Source organism: Nocardia brasiliensis IFM 10847 (assembly GCF_000710915.1).
In the GTDB taxonomy this organism is placed as follows: Bacteria; Actinomycetota; Actinomycetes; order Mycobacteriales; family Mycobacteriaceae; genus Nocardia; species Nocardia brasiliensis_A.
Genome location: NZ_BAUA01000155.1, coordinates 1 through 16,261 on the forward strand (window position 1 = coordinate 1; position 16,261 = coordinate 16,261).

At 70.0% G+C, this 16,261-nt stretch carries 15 protein-coding genes and 1 pseudogene; 7 read left to right on the forward strand and 9 right to left on the reverse strand.

From position 1 onward, the window contains the following. Positions 1-115 (reverse strand): annotated as a pseudogene (locus NBRGI_RS30055) (urease accessory protein UreF); the annotation flags it as partial. A 164-nt stretch (positions 116-279) separates the two neighbouring features. Between NBRGI_RS30055 and NBRGI_RS30065 the strand changes: the two are divergent. Next, positions 280-1,149, forward strand: coding sequence for an SDR family NAD(P)-dependent oxidoreductase (locus tag NBRGI_RS30065; protein ID WP_370627867.1), 870 nt, complete (start codon positions 280-282; stop codon positions 1,147-1,149). A 4-nt stretch (positions 1,150-1,153) separates the two neighbouring features. On the opposite strand, the gene NBRGI_RS30070 is transcribed toward NBRGI_RS30065, so the two are convergent. Beyond that, positions 1,154-2,653 (reverse strand): MFS transporter, encoded by a 1,500-nt coding sequence (locus tag NBRGI_RS30070; RefSeq protein ID WP_029900569.1) that lies wholly within the window; start codon positions 2,651-2,653, stop codon positions 1,154-1,156. A gap of 92 nt (positions 2,654-2,745) precedes the next feature. Here NBRGI_RS30070 and NBRGI_RS30075 point away from each other — a divergent pair, with 92 nt between their 5' ends. From NBRGI_RS30075 to NBRGI_RS30085, 3 genes are all read left to right on the forward strand, one after another. Further along, entirely contained in the window at positions 2,746-3,426 is a 681-nt protein-coding gene (locus NBRGI_RS30075) for a TetR/AcrR family transcriptional regulator (RefSeq protein ID WP_029900570.1), read from the forward strand. A 90-nt stretch (positions 3,427-3,516) separates the two neighbouring features. Beyond that, positions 3,517-4,512: a zinc-binding dehydrogenase gene (locus NBRGI_RS30080; protein WP_029900571.1), complete on the forward strand. Its 996-nt coding sequence runs from the start codon at positions 3,517-3,519 to the stop codon at positions 4,510-4,512. Between the two features lie 49 nt (positions 4,513-4,561). Further along, on the forward strand, positions 4,562-5,134 hold the full coding sequence (locus tag NBRGI_RS30085; protein ID WP_029900572.1) for a 3'-5' exonuclease: 573 nt from the start codon (positions 4,562-4,564) through the stop codon (positions 5,132-5,134). Positions 5,135-5,182: 48 nt separating this feature from the next. Here NBRGI_RS30085 and NBRGI_RS30090 read toward each other — a convergent pair whose 3' ends face one another. From NBRGI_RS30090 to NBRGI_RS30115, 6 genes are all read right to left on the reverse strand, one after another. After that, the gene (locus NBRGI_RS30090; protein WP_029900573.1) at positions 5,183-5,860 is read right to left on the reverse strand and encodes an O-methyltransferase; all 678 of its coding nucleotides are present in this window, start codon (positions 5,858-5,860) and stop codon (positions 5,183-5,185) included. Positions 5,861-6,224: 364 nt separating this feature from the next. Further along, positions 6,225-7,925 carry a hypothetical protein gene (locus tag NBRGI_RS30095; RefSeq protein WP_029900574.1) on the reverse strand — a complete coding sequence of 567 codons (1,701 nt, stop codon included), beginning with the start codon at positions 7,923-7,925 and terminating at the stop codon, positions 6,225-6,227. Between the two features lie 58 nt (positions 7,926-7,983). Further along, a complete protein-coding gene (locus NBRGI_RS30100) occupies positions 7,984-9,891 on the reverse strand; it encodes a hypothetical protein (protein WP_029900575.1) in 1,908 nt (635 codons plus the stop codon). Then, positions 9,888-11,183, reverse strand: a complete 1,296-nt coding sequence (locus tag NBRGI_RS48270) for an ABC transporter substrate-binding protein (RefSeq protein WP_029900576.1) — start codon at positions 11,181-11,183, stop codon at positions 9,888-9,890. Before NBRGI_RS48270 ends, NBRGI_RS30100 begins: the two co-directional genes overlap by 4 nt. A 36-nt stretch (positions 11,184-11,219) precedes the next feature. Next, positions 11,220-12,506 (reverse strand): SPFH domain-containing protein, encoded by a 1,287-nt coding sequence (locus NBRGI_RS30110; RefSeq protein ID WP_029900577.1) that lies wholly within the window; start codon positions 12,504-12,506, stop codon positions 11,220-11,222. Next, positions 12,506-12,937 carry an NfeD family protein gene (locus NBRGI_RS30115; protein ID WP_029900578.1) on the reverse strand — a complete coding sequence of 144 codons (432 nt, stop codon included), beginning with the start codon at positions 12,935-12,937 and terminating at the stop codon, positions 12,506-12,508. The genes NBRGI_RS30110 and NBRGI_RS30115 overlap by 1 nt, the downstream gene beginning before the upstream one ends. A gap of 143 nt (positions 12,938-13,080) precedes the next feature. On the opposite strand from NBRGI_RS30115, the gene NBRGI_RS30120 reads away from it, so the two are divergent. The 3 genes from NBRGI_RS30120 to NBRGI_RS30130 all read left to right on the forward strand — a co-directional run bounded on the left by NBRGI_RS30120 (position 13,081) and on the right by NBRGI_RS30130 (position 15,666). Continuing rightward, positions 13,081-13,908: a DUF3097 domain-containing protein gene (locus NBRGI_RS30120; protein ID WP_029900579.1), complete on the forward strand. Its 828-nt coding sequence runs from the start codon at positions 13,081-13,083 to the stop codon at positions 13,906-13,908. 90 nt (positions 13,909-13,998) lie between these two features. Beyond that, positions 13,999-14,811, forward strand: coding sequence for a hypothetical protein (locus NBRGI_RS30125; protein WP_029900580.1), 813 nt, complete (start codon positions 13,999-14,001; stop codon positions 14,809-14,811). 114 nt (positions 14,812-14,925) lie between these two features. After that, positions 14,926-15,666 (forward strand): S1 family peptidase, encoded by a 741-nt coding sequence (locus NBRGI_RS30130; RefSeq protein ID WP_029900581.1) that lies wholly within the window; start codon positions 14,926-14,928, stop codon positions 15,664-15,666. Positions 15,667-15,750: 84 nt separating this feature from the next. On the opposite strand, the gene NBRGI_RS48805 is transcribed toward NBRGI_RS30130, so the two are convergent. Further along, complete coding sequence (locus NBRGI_RS48805) at positions 15,751-16,251, reverse strand: hypothetical protein (protein ID WP_029900582.1); 501 nt, start codon at positions 16,249-16,251, stop codon at positions 15,751-15,753. Between the last annotated feature and the right edge of the window lie 10 nt (positions 16,252-16,261).

Consider the following 16,261-nt stretch of genomic DNA (forward strand, 5'->3'; position numbering starts at 1 on the left):
CCCGCACCACGCCGGAGGCGATCGCCTCCTCCACCCCGCCCGAGTGCACGTGTCCGCCGATCGGCAACCGCGAATCCGCCAACGCGAACAGCGTCGCCAGGCTCGCCGAACCGATTTCACCCACCGAGGGATCTTATGCCCGGCGTGTCGTGCAAGCGTGTCCCGGTCACCCCGAACGCTGCCGAGTGCGGACGATCTCGCAGTTCGCGCCAGTACCGGGACCGATCGTGATCGCGATACCGAGCGACGAATTGACGCTGTGCTAATAAAGTCGGAGAGGTGACTGAGACTCCGGCCCAGAGCAACGGACGCCCGCTCGCCGAGCGAGTGGCGAGCCGGCTGTTGTATCCGACCTCACGGCCGCACGAGCAGACGTTGCGGGAGGCGGTCGCGGGCAAGGTCGTGCTGGTGACCGGGGCGTCGCACGGCATCGGCAAGGCCAGCGCGCGCAAGCTCGGCGCCGCGGGCGCGATCGTGCTGCTCGTCGCGCGCTCTGCCGACGATCTGCGCCGGGTCGCCGCCGATATCGCGGCCGAGGGCGGCACCGCGCACGTCTACCCCACCGACCTCACCGATATGGACGCCGTCGAGCTGCTGGCGCGCGGGCTGCTCGCCGAGCACGGTCACCTGGACGTGGTGATCAACAACGCGGGCAAGTCGATTCGCCGATCGATCGACGAATCCTACGACCGCTTCCACGATTTCACCCGCACCATCGACATCAACTATCTCGGCCCGGTACGGCTGCTGCTCGCGCTGCTGCCGGACATGCGCGAACGCAAGCAGGGGCATATCGTCAACATCTCCACCTGGGGCGTGCTCATGCCGCCCGCGCCGCAGTGGGCGGCGTATGGCGCGTCGAAATCCGCCTTCGACGTCTGGTTGCGCAGCGTCGCCGCCGAGGTGTCCGGCGACGGCGTCACCACCACCTCGATCTACATGCCGCTCGTGCACACCAGGATGAGCGCCCCCACCGATTTCAGCCGCGTGCCGGGCCTCACCGTCGACGAAGCCTCCGACCTGGTCTGCCACGCCGTCACGGCCAAGCCGCGCGAGATCGCGCCCTGGTGGTCCAGCCCCGTCCAGGCCTGGACCAACCTGACCCGCAACCAGGTGCAGCGCTTCTTCGAACGCGCCTTCCGCCGGTGAGCGCTCAGTGCGCCGCGCCCGCACCCGGCGGCAAACGCCGGGGCGAGGCGAAGTAGGCGATCATCGCCATGGCGACGAGGATGGTCGCGCCCACCGCGGTCGCGATATGCATACCGGAGACGAAGGATTGGCGCGCGGACTCGACGAGCGCCGCATCGCCGTTCGCCTTCTGGATGGTCTCACCGATGGTGGCCGCGTAGTCGCCGCCGGACCGGAAGATCAGCGCCGCAAGCGATCCCAGCAGCGCCAGGCCCAGCGAATTGCCGAGTTCGAAACTGGTCTCGGAGATGCCGACCGCCGAACCGGCCCGCTCGGGCGGTACCGAGGACACCGCGACATCGGACACCAGCGTGAAGGCGATGCCGTAACCGACGCCCGCGATGGTCGAGCCGACCAGGTACCACCAGAGCCCGCCGTGCACGCCGACGCCGAGCAGCATCAGATTGCCCACCGCCGCGGCGGCCAGCGCGAAGGTGAAGCTGTTGCGGACGCCGAAGCGCTGGCCGACCCGCGCGCCGCTCATCGAGAACACGAACACCGCCACCGCCATCGGGATACCGAGCAGCGCCGCGGCGAGCGGATCGCGGCCGGTGACCGACTGCAGATAGATGCTGGTGAGGTAGCTCAGCGCGGCCAGCGACATCATGCCGACGAGGCTGGAGCCGATCGCCACCGAGAATCCGGCACGGGTGAACAGCCGCAGATCCAGCAGCGGGTCGGTGAGTTTGCGCTGCCTGCGCACGAAAATGGTCAGCACCACGATGCCGATCAGCGCGATGACGATCGATTCCGCGTCGATCCCTTCCGCCGCCGCGTGTTTGATGCCGTACACCAGCGGCAGGATGCCGCCGATGGACAGCGCGACGCTGGGCAGGTCCAGCGGTCCGCGCACGCCCGCGCGGTGTTCGGGCAGCACGAAGGGGCCGAGCGCCAGCAGGATCAGCAGCACCGGGATGTTGATGAGAAATACCGAGCCCCACCAGAATTGGTGCAGCAGCACGCCGCCGATGATCGGCCCGACCGCCGAGCCGCCCGCGAAGAACGCGGTCCACACGCCGATCGCCGCCGCGCGCTCCTTGGCATCGGGGAACAGGCTCGAGATCAGCGCCAGGCTGGACGGCAGCAGGGTCGCGCCGCCGATGCCCATCAGCGCCCGGGCCACGATCAGCACCGCCGAGCTGGGCGCCAGCGCCGCGAGCACCGACGCGATGCCGAAGATGGTGGCGCCGGCCAGCAGGATGTTGCGCCGCCCGATCCGGTCGCCGAGGTTGCCCATGGTGATCAGCAGGCCCGCGATGAGGAACCCGTAGATGTCGAGGATCCACAGCTGCTGCGCGGCGGACGGGTCGAGATCCTCGGTGAGCGTCGGCATGGCCAGGAACAGCACCGAGATGTCCATCGACACCAGCAGCACCGGGAGCAGCAATACCGTCAAGCCCAGCCAGGCACGGCGCGAGCCGGCGGCCGGCGCCTGCGCGGCGCGCGCGGCCTCGACGTCTGTCATCCTGAAATTTCCTCTCCGTCTCGCGTACGCCGTACGCACAAGGTCGGGTACAGTGTACGCAACCTCTCCTGGAAGTGAAAGTGAGTCATGGGATGACTGAGGTCAAGCTCAATCGGGCCGCCATCATCGACACCGCCATCACGCTCGCCGACGAGGAGGGACTCGACGCCCTGTCGATGCGCCGGATCGCCGACACCATGGGCGTCGGCGCCATGTCGCTGTATCGGCACGTCGCGAACAAGGACGAGTTGCTCGCGGCCATGACCGACGAGGTCGCCCGCCGCAATCCGTATCCGTCGCCGGCGGGACAACAGTGGTCCTGGCGGGACCGGGTGCGGATCGCCGCCGAGGTCGATTGGGCGCTCTACCTGCAACATCCGTGGGTTCTGCTCACCTTCGCCACGCCGCGCTACAGCTTCGGCCCGCAGAGTCTGGCGTGCCTGGCGTGGATGGTCGAGGGCCTGTCCGAACTCAATGTTTCCACCCGCGAGGCGACCACGATGGCGTTCACGATCTGGAACTACATCTCCGGGGCGACGCTGCCGCACATCAGCGCCACCCTGATGGCGCGCAAAGGCATGAACCCCGAGGGCGACAACGGGCTGCGCACCATGCTGAAAGGCGAATCACAGTATCCGGTGCCGCCCGCACTCGCCGACCTGGAAGGTACGGGGGTCAGCGACCTCACCCAGGAGGAACTGCTGTACGTCGGGCTGTCGGCGCTCTGTGACGGTTTCGAGGTCAGGGCGAAGCAGCACGCCGGCTCGGCGTGACCCGCGGGTCGGCGACGACCGGTCGAGTTGACCTGAACCCAGCTTGATGTTGCACGGTGGTCGGCGTCTGCACCACGAACAGGAGCCACCGTGCACGCGATTCGCCTCCACGCCTTCGGCCCGGCCGAAAACCTGCGCTACGAAACCATTTCCGACCCACAACCCGCACCGGGGCAGGTGCGGATCGCCGTGGCCGCGGCGGGCGTCCACCTGATCGACACCGCGCTGCGCAAAGGAGCGGCCGGGCCGTACCCGGCGCCCGAACTGCCGACGGTGCCCGGGCGCGAGGTGGCCGGAACCGTCGATCTGGTCGGCGCCGATGTCGACCCGAGCTGGATCGGCAAGCATGTGGTGGCCCATCTCGGCATGGTGCCCGGTGGGTACGCCGAACTCGCCGTCACCGAAGTATCTCGGCTGCACCAGATTCCGGACAACCTCGACCCGGCCGAAGCGGTCGCGATGATCGGCACCGGCCGCACCGCGCTCGGCGTTCTGCTGTTCGCCGACCTCGGCCCGGACAGTGTCGCCATTGTCACGGCCGCCGCGGGCGGCCTCGGCACGCTGCTGGTGCAGGCCGCGAAGAACGCGGGCGCGACGGTGCTGGGCCTGGCCGGTGGCCCCGCCAAAGTCGAGCTGGTGCAACGCAATGGGGCCGACCTGGCGGTCGACTACCTGCGGCCCGATTGGCCGGACCAGGTGCGCACCTTCCTCGGCGACCGCACCGCGACGATCCTGTTCGACTCGGTCGGTGGCGAGATCACCCGCCGGGCACTTGATCTCGTCGGAAAGGGCGGGCGGCACCTGGTCTACGGCGCGTCCGGGTCCAGCCCGAAAGATGCTGCCACCCCGGCCTTTTCCGAAGACGAGCTAGACGCCCGGGGCATCACCTCGCAGCTGGTCGTCGGTCCCGCCATGCTGGGCCGGGTCGGCGGTGACCTGCGTCCACTCGAAGACGAGGCGATGGCCGCGGCCGCCGCGGGCCGCCTGCGCCCCGCCGTGCAGCGCTTTCCGCTCGCCGAGGCCGCCGCCGCGCACCGCGCGTTGGAGCAACGCGGCACCACCGGCAAGGTCGTTCTCGTCCCCTGACCCGAAAAGCGATTGAGCGCGACCCGTCGTCTCCCTACCCTCGACGAGCATGGGAGGAAAAACGGGGTTACTCAATGTCGTCGACGTGGAGGCGACGTGCTGGGCGGGCACGCCGCCGCCCGGCGCGGTCAGCGAGATCATCGAAATCGGTGTGACCGTGGTCGATTTGGGCTCCGGTGCGCGGACCGCGAAACATCGGATCCTGGTGCGGCCCGCCCGCTCCACGGTCAGCGCATTCTGCACCGAGCTGACCGGGCTCACCCAGGACGAGGTGGACACGGGTGTCGAATTCGCCGAAGCCTGCCGCCTGCTCGCCACCGACCACGCGGCGGGTATGCGCCCGTGGGCCAGTTGGGGTGACTACGACCGCAAACAGTTCCGCAACCAATGCGCCGCCACCGGCACCGCCTATCCGTTCGGCAGCAGGCACACCAACGCCAAGCTGGTGTTCAGTGAGACCTACGGATCGGCGAAGCGGCAAGGGATGGCGAGCGCGTTGCAGATCGCGGGTCTGCCGCTGGAAGGGCGGCATCACAGCGGCGCGGACGACGCCTGGAACATCGCCGCGCTGGTCCTCGATATCGCCGGCCGCGGGGCCTGGCGAGTGACGAACACCGACTGACGTCGCCGGCCGCCGCGGACGCGGACGATCCGCAGCGGCACCACGAATTCAGTCGTCCGCGTCGCCGTTGACCACGGCGTAGGCGAAACCGTCCCAGCCCTTGCCGCCGACGGTCTGCACCACGGTGGCGTCGAGGGTCGGTTCGGCGGCGAGCAGGGCGAGGACCTCGCGGCTGGCCTGGATCATCGGGTCGGCGGAGTCCGCGTCGGCCACGCCGCCCGCGCGCACGACGTTGTCGACGATGATCACCGAGCCGGGCCGGGTGAACCGCAGCGCCCACTGCACGTAATTCGAGTTGTTGACCTTGTCGGCGTCGATGAACACCAGATCGAACGGCTCGGGGTGCTCATCGGCCAGCACCGGCAGGTTGTCCAGGGCCGCGCCGACCCGGATCTCGACGCGGTCGCCGACACCGGCGCGGTCCAGGTTCTGCCGCGCCACCTCGGCATGCTTCGGCTGGTATTCGAAGGTGATCACCTGCCCTTTGGCGCCGACCGCGCGGGCCAGCCAGATCGTGCTGTACCCGCCCAGCGTGCCGATCTCCAGCACGCGCCGCGCCCGCGCGGTCTTCGCCAGCAGATAGAGGAACTTGCCCTGCGGCGGGGACACATCGATCGCAGGCAGTTCCGCCGCGGCATTGGCCGCCAAAGCCGCCGCCGTTTCCACGTCCTGCACAAGGGTGTCCACCAAGTAGTGGTCCACATCGGCCCAATCAGGTGTCGTCATACCGAAAAGTCTGCCACCGCCCCGCGATCGGCGTGTCCCGCCCGCGCGTGCCCTGCCGCACACCCACGCACCGAGACGACGGAAAAGGTCCGCTAGCGGGTCGTCGGCGACCGGCAGCGGTCGACCCGGTCAGCGCAGTAGGTACGCAGTGCGGTCGCTCCGGCGGATTCAGCCCCGGCCGCCGCCTGGGGGTCTATGGGCCGCCGACCAGCCGCGCGCGCAGCCTGCGCCGAAGCCGAAGGGGTGCGGCCAGCGCGGGTTGGTTGCGGGGTGCGGGCACTCCGGCGGATGCAGGCCCGACTGCCTGACGGTCTTTGACGTCGACCAGCGGCGCGGGCGGGTGCCGAAGGCGGAAGGGGTATGGCTAGCCTGGGTCGTCTGCGACCGCGAGGGGCCAGCGGTCGATGCGGTCCAGCGCGGTCAAGGGTGGGGTGCGGTCGAGCAGTCCGCGCAGGCCGGGGCGTCGGGTGGCGGTGAGGCGTGAATCAGCTTGGTACGCATAGTGTCCGGCGTAGCGCAGACCGCGATGCAGGCGGCGGGCTTCGGCGAGCCAGCCGGTGATCTGGCGCGTCACTTCGGGAGCGGACAAGCCGGGACCGAGCAGCGTCTCGGCGTGACCGGGCTCCTCCAGCAGGGCCGAGCCGAGATGTTGCAGGCAGCGGGCGATACCGTGCTCGTCCACCATGACGCGATATTCGCCGAGGGCCTGCTGCCAGCGATGCAAGGCCTTGGCCGAGTCACCGCGCACCCACCAGACGATGCCCATGGTTTCGTGCACGTGCGCGCGACCGTCCGGGTCACGACCGCTGCGGGTGAGCGATTCGGCCAGGTCGAGCCGGTCCTGGGCGGCGTCGAGCCGCCCCTGCCACAGGTGTGCGATGGCCAGGTTGATCAGCGCGCACACCTCGCCCGCCACGTCTTCGCGCGGCAACAACCACCACGACGCCTCCAATTGCGCGACCACCCCGGGCAGTTCGTGTGGCAGGGCCCGGTCCAGCCGGCGCAGCGCATCCCGGTGTTCCCAGCGCGCGGCCAAACTGGTGGACAGATTGCGCGGCCGGTAGCGACCGGGCCGGTCCTGGAGCCCGCCCGCCCGCATCCGCACCAGATCCCGGTGCAGCACATGGTCGTTCAGTCCTGGTATCTCGCTCATCTTGGCCGCGAGTTCGCCATGGTTCTCCCCCAGGCCGATTCGCGCATACCAGGTATCCAGCGCGTCCCCGATCCGCACCAGCTCCGGCACCACGGCCGCGGGCAGTTCCGCGCCGAGTTCCGCGCACTGCGCGACGAGCGTGTGCAGATACTCCTCCTCGGCCTCGAACCAGCGCCGCGCCCCGGCCGCGAAACGCACCGTCTCCAAGGCGATCGCCCAGCGCCCCGCGCGATCGGCGTAGTGGTGTACCAGCGCCGTCAGCGCCGCGGGCCAGCGCGCGCCCCCGCGCACCTCCGCCCGCCCCGGCAGCACCGGCACCTTGCGCAGGCAATAGCGTTGCGCACCTGCGGTTGTCACGATGTTCTCCCGGCGCAGGGTGTCCAGCAGCACCGCGGCGGTCGGGCGCGAAGCCAGCCGCTCCAGCGGTAGCCGCGCGGGCGCGTCGAGCGCCGCACCCAGGACCGCGAGCAGCGCGGCGGCCTCGAAGTCGCGCACCGGCAGTTCGCGCAGCACCGCAGCGATGATCCGGCCGTTCAACGCCGTGGTCCGGCGCGGCGGACCCGGACACCGGTGCGCCGTCGCCGGCTGCGGCGCGGGCTCGACCAGATCGGCGAGCAACGCGAGTTCCGCGGTGACGCGCACTCTTTCGCGATACCACTGCAGAAAGCGGTAGCCGACGTACGCGGCCGCCGCGACGATGACGAGCACCGACAACCAGCGCAGGGTGCCCGCGAGCACCTTGACCGCCGTGCTGTCGCCCAGCGAGTTGATCACCAGACTGCGCGCCAGCTCGAACAGCAGCGCGTACGCCACCACCGAGGCGGTACCCAGAAATCCTTGCCAGACCGTCGATCTCGGCGTACCCGGCGTCTCGGGGTCGTCGCGGCGGGCGTGCGGGTCCGGATCGCTCATGCCCGCACCACGCCGACGCCGATCTCGGCCCGCCGCACGATGTCGCGGCACCTGTCGCTCATCGCAACGTCCCCCCGGTCAATCCGGGCACCAGCCAGCGCCGCCAGGTGGCCAGCAGCAAAGCGACCGGCAGAATCGCCGAGATCAACGCCCCGGCCGCCAATTGCGCCGAGTTCTCGCCGAATTGGCGCGCCTCGCCCCACAGCAGCAGCGACCACGGCGTCGCGCCGGCGCCGCTGATCAGCAACCCGATCACGAAATCGTTCCACACCTGGATGAATTCGAGCGCGGCCACCGCGCCCAGTGCCGGACCCGCGGAGGCCAGCACGCGCCGCGCGATGGTGCCGGGTCCGGCCAGGCCGTGCAGCGCATCGGCGGCGGGACTGTCCGGCGGCGCGAGCAACGCACCGCGCAGCACCAGGATCGCGATCGGCAGACCCGCGGCGGCGTGCAGCAGGATCAACGGGATACGGGTGCCGGACAGCCCGTAAGCGTCGATGAAGGTGTTCACCGGTCCCAGATAGCTCTGCACCGGCAGCACCGAGAGCACGACCAGTGCCACCACGGCGATCGTCGCGGCCGAGCGGTTGGGCCGCAGCGCGGCGAGCCGGTACGCCACCGGCACCGCCGCGGCGACCACGACCATGGTGGCCAAACCCGCCACCCACACGGTCGTTTCGAGCGAACGCAGCAGGGCCGGGTCGCGCCACACCCGTTCGATCGCACCGGTCCCGAACCCGTCGCGATCCCGGAAACAGGCATAGATCAGCCAGCCGATCGGAACCAGGGCGAGCAGCGATACCGCGACGATCCCCAGCAGTCGCAACGGTTTCCGGCGCGGACGCGTCGCGACGGCGGGCGGCGCGGGCGGCGCGGACCAGCTCGTCCGGTGCCTGCGCACGTCGGTCTGCAACAGCCAGGCCAGGAATCCGACCAACATCGCGAGCGGCAGACCGTAGGCCGCCGTCACCCCCGCGTCGACCTCCGAGTCGGTGGCCAGCCGCCACCAGTACACGGTCGCACTGTCCAGCTCGTACTGCATCGAACCGGGCACGCCGATCAGCACCACGTCGAACACCCGTGCGGCGGCGACACCGACGGCGAGCCCGACGATGAGCACCACCGGACGCAGGAGAACGAAGAGCCGCACCGGAAAACGGCCCGCGCCGTGATGCAGGAAGCCCGCGCGGACCGAATCGTTCTCGATGGCCCAGATCCCCGCCCGGAACAGGCCGGTGACGAAACCGAACCAGGTCCACACGAAGGCCGAGCACAGCATCAGCCCGTACCAGAGCCAGTACCCCGCAACGCTGTCGATGCCGAGCAGGTCACCGAAGAACTCGAAGATCAGCCGGAAGGCGACGCCGGACACCACCGCCGAGATGCCGAACGACACGATGAGCGGCCGCCACAGCCACTGCGAATCGCGAGCCCACCAGGCCACGCCCAACGCCGCCGCCAGCATGAGCACCACGACCAGCAACCACCCGAGGGTGCGCAGGTAAGTCCACCTGCCGTCGTGGCCGAGCGCGGCCGCGAGCAGCCACAGCCCGCCGGCGGCGAGCACCAGCGCACCGGACCACAGCACCAGCCAGAACGTGTACGGCACGGCCCGAATCGTCCACCGCGGCACCGGCATCCGGCGCCGCAGCAGCCATCGCCGCCGCCGCGCGATCAGCCGGAACCCCGGAACCCGGCGCTGCCGGGCCAATTGAGTGAGCCCGACGGCGCCGAGCACGGCGCCCAGGCAGGAGATCACCAGCAGTGGCCGCGCCCGGGTCGCGCTCACCACGGTCCACACCACCGGCGCCACGATCAGCGATACGGTCAGCACCGTGGCAGGCAGCACCGCCGCCAGACCGGTCCACCGCCGCGGGTGACTGCCCGCGACCAGCGGCCCGCGCATCCGGCGCCCGCTGAGTTCGAGCAGCAGCCCGTGCTCCTGATAGTGCCGCTGTTCGGTCACCGCCGCCGCCGATCCACCGCGTCGAGAGCGGCGATCGCGCGGTCGGTCGCCTCGTCCAGCCGTTCCGTCGCCCCGTTGCCGACCGTGGTGAAGAAGTCGGTGAGGATGCGCCACAGCCCGTTGCGGCCGCCGACGGCGCCGATCCGATCGGACAGATCGAACGCGCTGCGTGTCCGCAGGGTGCGCGCCACCGGTTCCAGCAGCGCCGAATACCGGGCATCGGTACGGAGATTCGGCGCGATGAAGCCGCCGTAGCCCTCGATCCACGGCACCGGCGCCGTCGGCGCGGCAAGTGCCGCAACGAGATCCATGGCGCGATCGGTGGCCGACTCGGTCACCACCATCACATCGCCGCCGACGATCCGCGGCGCGGCCACCTCGGGCGTGACGGCCGCAAACGCGGCGACGCCGACCACGTCCGGTTCCCGCCGTCTCGACCGGCGCACCGCGGCCCGCACGATCGGCTCGGCGAAATCCGGCGCGACCACCATCACCGCACGCCGATGCTCGAACACCTCGCGCACCGCGTCGGGGAACTGCTTGGTCAAGGCCACCGCGATGCCACCGGGGAAGGCGTGCCGGTGCCCCCACAGCGAGCCCAGATGCCGGAAGGCGGCCCGCACCGCGGGACTTTCCCAGGTGCGATCGGCGCGGCCCGCGGCGACCTCGTCGTAGATGCGCGGGGATTCGGCGAGCAGCGCGTTCTCGAACACGTCGGTGAGCACCCAGCCGTCGGCCGCGCCGAGCGCGAGCAACCGCACCGGCGAGTCGGCGAGGAACTCCATCCGGTCCAGCCAGTCCGCGAGGGTCCAGCCCACCGGGTCACCGAGCCGGTAATGCTCGACCAGCTGCCGGTCGTACCAGACCATCGACTTGTCGGCGGCCTTGAACGGTACGCCATAGGGTTTTCCGTTGTGCTGCAACAGCTGTCGCCAGATATCAGGATAGGCCGGGTCCGCGCCGTCGGACCACAGCCGCTCCGACACCGGCCGCAGCTTGCGCTGCTGCGCGAGCGGGCGCACCCGGCCCGCCTGCGGCAGCATCACGATGTCGGGCGCCGAGCGTCCGCCCGCGGTGAACGCGGTCTCGATCTCGTCGCCGAGCGGCACCACGTCCACCGGATGGGGATAGCCGAGGCGGGCCAGCACCGCGCGGAACGCCGTCAGCTCGGTTCCGCTCCACGACACCCCGACGCGCACCGCGCCGGGGTTGCCGAGCAGCAGATCGGGCGCACAGGCGGCGGCGAGCGGCGCGACGAGCGCCACCTGCAAGAGTTCTCGCCTGGTTCGCATCAACCCCCCGGAGCCGCCTCGCCGCCGAGAATCGGCCTACTTCGAAAAGTTCTCCGGCGGCTGCCACGGCCTGCCGTGCGGATCCTCGGGCCGGTAGGCCGGTTGCTGCTGCGGCGGCTGCGGTTGTTGCGGCGGTTGCTGCTGCAACGCCTGCTGTTCTTCCTGGGGCGGCAGCACCGACTGATGCGGCGCAGGCTGATGCGGCGCCGCGGGCGGCGGCGACATCAAACCCTCCACCGGGGTGCGCGCGGTGGCCTCGGCCGCGCGGACCGCGCGTTCGATGGTCGGGTCCGACGCGGTGTCGAACCAGTCCGCGACGTCGGAGTCGTCCTCCACCTTGACCTGCTCGCCGTCGGAAGACGGTGGCTCGTAACGGAACACGCCGTCCTCGCCCTTGGTGGCGAAGCTGGTCGCGAAGCCTTCGAGCGCCTTGCCGAAATCGCTGGGCACCAGCCACACCTTGTTGGCGTCGCCGCGCGCGACCATCGGCAGCGTCTGCATGTACTGGTAGGCAAGCAGTTCCGGCGTCGGCTTGCCGTTCTTGATTGCGGCGAAGACCTTTTCGATGGCCTTGGCCTGACCCTGCGCCTGCAGGTAGGACGCCGCCCGCTCACCCTGGGCGCGCAGGATGCGGCTCTGCCGTTCACCTTCGGCCGCGAGGATGGCCGATTGCTTGGCGCCCTCGGCGGACAGGATCTGGGCCTGCTTGGAGCCCTCCGCGGTCTTGATCTGTGATTCGCGGGTGCCCTCCGCGGTGAGGATCATGGCGCGCTTCTCACGATCGGCCTTCATCTGCTTTTCCATCGACTCCTGGATCGACGGCGGCGGATCGATGCTCTTCAGCTCGACCCGCGCCACCCGCAGCCCCCAGCGGCCGGTGGCCTCGTCCAGCACGCCGCGCAGCTGGCCGTTGATCTGATCGCGGGAGGTCAGGGTCTGTTCCAGGGTCATGCCGCCGACCACGTTGCGCAGCGTGGTGACAGTGAGCTGCTCGACCGCGGCGATGTAGTTGCTGATCTCGTAGACCGCCGCCTGCGGACTGGTGACCTGGAAGTACACCACGGTGTCGATATGCAGGGTCAGGTTGTCCTCGGTGATCACCGGCTGCGGCGGGAAGGACACCACCCGCTCGCGCAGGTCCACCTTGGCGCGGATGCGGTCGGCGAACGGCACGAGGAACGTCAGCTGGCCGGAAACGGTGCGCGAGTACCGGCCCAGCCGCTCGATCACCGCCGCCTCGGCCTGCGGCACCAGCGCGATCGACTTGAAGACCACCACCACGACCAGCAGGACGAGTACGGCGGCAACGATCAGTACAGCCATCACGGCCCCTTCCACACGACGGCGGTCGCGCCGTCGATCCTCATCACGAACACCTTCGTACCCGGTTCGTACACCTCGGACTCGTCCATCGGCCGCGCGGTCCACACTTCCCCGCCCAGCTTCACCTGACCGGAATGCGCGCCCACCTGCTCCAGCACCAACGCCGACTTGCCTTGCAGGGCATCGACGTTCGTCGGAATAGGCGGCGGATTGCCGAAGCGGCGGCGCAGCACCGGCCGCACCCCGAGAAACAACACCAGCGTCAGCACGCCGAAGACGATGGCGTCCACCACCACCGACGTGCCCGCGACGGAGCTCACACCCGCGGTGCCCAGCGCGGCGACGCCGAGCATGAGCAAGGTCAGGTCCCCGGTGAGCATTTCCGCGGCCGCGAGCAAGATCCCCGCGACCAGCCAAACTATTGCGGCCACGCTGCCCACTCTAGTGCGCGTCGGCAACCGGATGCGCTGGTTGTCGATCATGTGTGCCTGGAATGTTGTAGACCGGCGTGTCGATCGTGCGCCCCGCGATTCGCGGAACCGAATACGGATGTCCGCCTGCTAAGTTCGGGCGGATGAGCGGGCATGACAGGTACGGCGGCGATATCTTCTCGGGGCACTCCCGGGCGAAAAAGCGGGCGGTACCGCAGGTCAGCGCCGAACGCGACCTCGTCGTCGAGGACGCGGCCAGCGGATTCTGCGGCGCCGTGGTGGGTTTCGACCGCAGCTACGACGGCGAGTTCGTCAAACTGGAGGACGCGCGCGGCGCGGTGCGGCTGTTCGCGCTGCGCGAGGCCGCCTTCCTGATCGACGGTCAGCCGGTCACACTGGTCCGGCCGACGGTCGCGGCGCCGCAGCAGCCGACGCGGTCGGCGTCCGGCTCCACCAGGGTCGAGGGGCTGCGCGCGCGGGTCGCCAGAACCAGCCGGATCTGGGTGGAGGGCGTGCACGACGCCGCGCTGGTCGAGCGGGTCTGGGGCCACGATCTGCGGGTCGAAGGCGTGGTCGTGGAGCATCTGGAGGGCCTGGACAACCTGGCCGAGCGGCTCGTGGAGTTCGAGCCCGGCCCCGGCAGGCGGGTGGGCGTACTGGTCGACCACCTGGTCACCGGCTCGAAGGAGACCCAGCTCACCACGGGGCTCGGCCCGCACGTACTGGTCACCGGCCACCCGTTCATCGACGTGTGGCAGGCGGTGCGCCCCGCCACGGTCGGCATCGACGCGTGGCCGCAGGTGCCGCGCGGCGAGGACTGGAAAACCGGCATCTGCGCCCGGCTGGGCTGGGGCACCCCGCAGGACGGCTGGCGCCGGATCTATGGCGCGGTCGAGTCCTTCCGGGACCTCGAGGCACCGCTCATCGGGGCGGTGGAACGGCTCATCGACTTCGTCACCGAGCCGGAATAGGCGCGTCCGCCGAGGTACTCGCGGCGCTGCTCAGGAATGCCCCTCGCGGGAATGCCCGTGAATAACCATCACCCTTTATGCTCGATAATTATGTGCTCTCCTAGTGCCACGCTGACGGTGTGGGCCGGCTCCTGGCTGGCCGGGTGCAGCGCGCCCGACGACGTATTGGCGGCCCTGCACGCCTGGGCGAGCCGGCACACCATCGCGGCCGGCGACCCGGTCACCGGTGGCCGCTCCGATCTGCCGTGGTCCTCGCGCGGCAACCTGCCGGGCACCGGGATGATGGCGCTGCTCAAGGTGATTCGCGAGGCGATGGCCGAGCCGGGCGCGAAGATCCGGCTGGTGCTGCCGGTGCCGGGCGACGTGCGCGGCCTGCCGGTCGGCACCGCCTTCGCCGCCGACGCGATCGAGGCGCAGGAGGGTCTGCTCCTCGGCGCGCCGGGCACGGAGGGCACCGGCCTGATCCCGCAGTGGACCGACGAGGACACCTTGCAATGGTCGGTCTACAGCACGCCGATTCCGGCGGAGCCCGGCCCCGACATGTCGCTCGGCGAGGCGGAATACGCTATGCGCGAAGCGGTCCGCGATGCCGCCGACGCGCTGATGCAGTTGCACACCACCTCGGTGGGGTCGGCCGATTCGGATCCGCGTGAACTCATCGAGGCCGAGCTCGCGGACTACTCCCGGCACGACTACCCGGACTCGATTCCGCTGCGGGCCAGGAAGATTCTGGACACCGCAGACCATGTCGCCGCGATTCTCACGGTGGCGCAACGGGAACCGGCTTCCTCGCCGACCTCGGCGACCGCGATCGGCGCCCAGGAGTCGCTGCTGCGCCCGCTGTGGGACGCGATCCGCGCGGCCAGGCTGGTCGCGGTGCACGCGGCGGCGCGCAGCGCCTGAGTGCCCGCTTCGGGACATTTGTCCCGTTGCGCCGCAATCGAATCCGCTTCCGGTCGCGCTCGGGGCGGTCCCGCAATAGTGTGCTTCGAGGAGTCGAGCAGAGGAGGTTCCGCGATGCGCTGCACTGCGATTCTCGCGGCGGCCGTCACCGCGACGGCGATCGGCCTCGGCCTGCCCGCGCCACAGGCGGGCGCGGTGGTCGGCGGGCAACCGGCCGACGCGTCCGCGTACCCGTGGCTCGTCGCGATCGGCACCCCGCTGCTGCCGCTGCGCCCCGGCGGGCAGTTCTGCGCGGGCGCGCTGATCGCCCCCGATCAGGTGGTCACCGCGGCGCACTGCGCCGTATTCACCGGGCGGGTACCCGCCGCGCTGCGCGTCACCTTCGACCGGTCGGACCTGCACACCGACGCGGGCACCTCGGTCCGGGTCACCGACGTGCGGGTACATCCGGACTTCCGGGTCACCGTATTCGGCACCGACCTGGCGTATCACAACGATCTGGCCATCCTCACGCTCGACCATCCGATCCGGCGCCCGACCGTGCGCATCGCTGCGGCGCACGGCACTTCAGGCACCATTCTGGGCTGGGGCGCGACGTCGGACGACGACTGGGCGAACCCGCTGCTGCACGCCGCCACCGTCCCGCTCGACGCCGACTGCACCGCCTACGGCGATGCCTTCGATCCCCGAGAAGCGTTGTGCGCCGGTTCGACCGAGGCCGACGCCAACCAATTCGACAGCGGCGGACCACTTCTCGTCGACGGCGACCTGGTCGCCCTCACGTCGTGGGGCAAAGGGGCCGCCGAACCCGGCTACCCCGGCGTCTACACGCGCCTATCGGCCGTGATGTTCTGATCCCCGCACCCCTTCCGTCGCGAGACACGGTGCGTCGCGCGGCGAGCCGGGGTGCGGGAAGTCAGAAAGCGTGCACGGACCCGGTCAGTGCTGCTGGTGCGGCGGGTACGGCTGGCCCTGCGGCTGATAGGGCTGCTGGTACGGCTGGCCGTACGGCTGCTGCCCCTGGTACGGCTGGCCCTGGTACGGCTGCTGCCCTTGATACGGCTGCTGGTATCCCGCCGGCTGGCCCGGATAACCCTGTTGCTGCGGATACTGTTGTCCGCCTACCTGCTGCTGCGGATACTGCTGCCCGGGATACTGCTGCCCGGCCACCTGCTGGTACGGCTGCGCGCCGTTACCGTGCTGCGGCAGCTGGTTCTGGTTCTGCCCTCTGTTTCTGCGGGAGAGCCAAATGATGACGACCATGCCGACGACGACCAGACCGAGGCAGATCAGCCCCACGACCCAGGATCCACCTTTGCCGCCCCGGCTCCCCCGCCGGCGTGCTTCCGTGGTTTCCAATGCTGCCGTCCACACGGTGTCGTCGGACCATGCCCCCAGGTCCAACAGTCCGGTAGTGGTCATCATGTCGATATATGTCATCAATTCTCAC

Bases quoted from the DNA above. Each gene is read 5' to 3' on its own strand.
- NBRGI_RS30070 (WP_029900569.1), bottom strand. From the start codon at position 2,653: ATGACAGACGTCGAGGCCGCGCGCGCCGCGCAGGCGCCGGCCGCCGGC.
- NBRGI_RS30075 (WP_029900570.1), top strand. From the start codon at position 2,746: ATGACTGAGGTCAAGCTCAATCGGGCCGCCATCATCGACACCGCCATC.
- NBRGI_RS30085 (WP_029900572.1), top strand. From the start codon at position 4,562: ATGGGAGGAAAAACGGGGTTACTCAATGTCGTCGACGTGGAGGCGACG.
- NBRGI_RS30090 (WP_029900573.1), bottom strand. From the start codon at position 5,860: ATGACGACACCTGATTGGGCCGATGTGGACCACTACTTGGTGGACACC.
- NBRGI_RS30095 (WP_029900574.1), bottom strand. From the start codon at position 7,925: ATGAGCGATCCGGACCCGCACGCCCGCCGCGACGACCCCGAGACGCCG.
- NBRGI_RS48270 (WP_029900576.1), bottom strand. From the start codon at position 11,183: ATGCGAACCAGGCGAGAACTCTTGCAGGTGGCGCTCGTCGCGCCGCTC.
- NBRGI_RS30110 (WP_029900577.1), bottom strand. From the start codon at position 12,506: ATGGCTGTACTGATCGTTGCCGCCGTACTCGTCCTGCTGGTCGTGGTG.
- NBRGI_RS30120 (WP_029900579.1), top strand. From the start codon at position 13,081: ATGAGCGGGCATGACAGGTACGGCGGCGATATCTTCTCGGGGCACTCC.
- NBRGI_RS30125 (WP_029900580.1), top strand. From the start codon at position 13,999: ATGTGCTCTCCTAGTGCCACGCTGACGGTGTGGGCCGGCTCCTGGCTG.
- NBRGI_RS30130 (WP_029900581.1), top strand. From the start codon at position 14,926: ATGCGCTGCACTGCGATTCTCGCGGCGGCCGTCACCGCGACGGCGATC.
- NBRGI_RS48805 (WP_029900582.1), bottom strand. From the start codon at position 16,251: ATGACATATATCGACATGATGACCACTACCGGACTGTTGGACCTGGGG.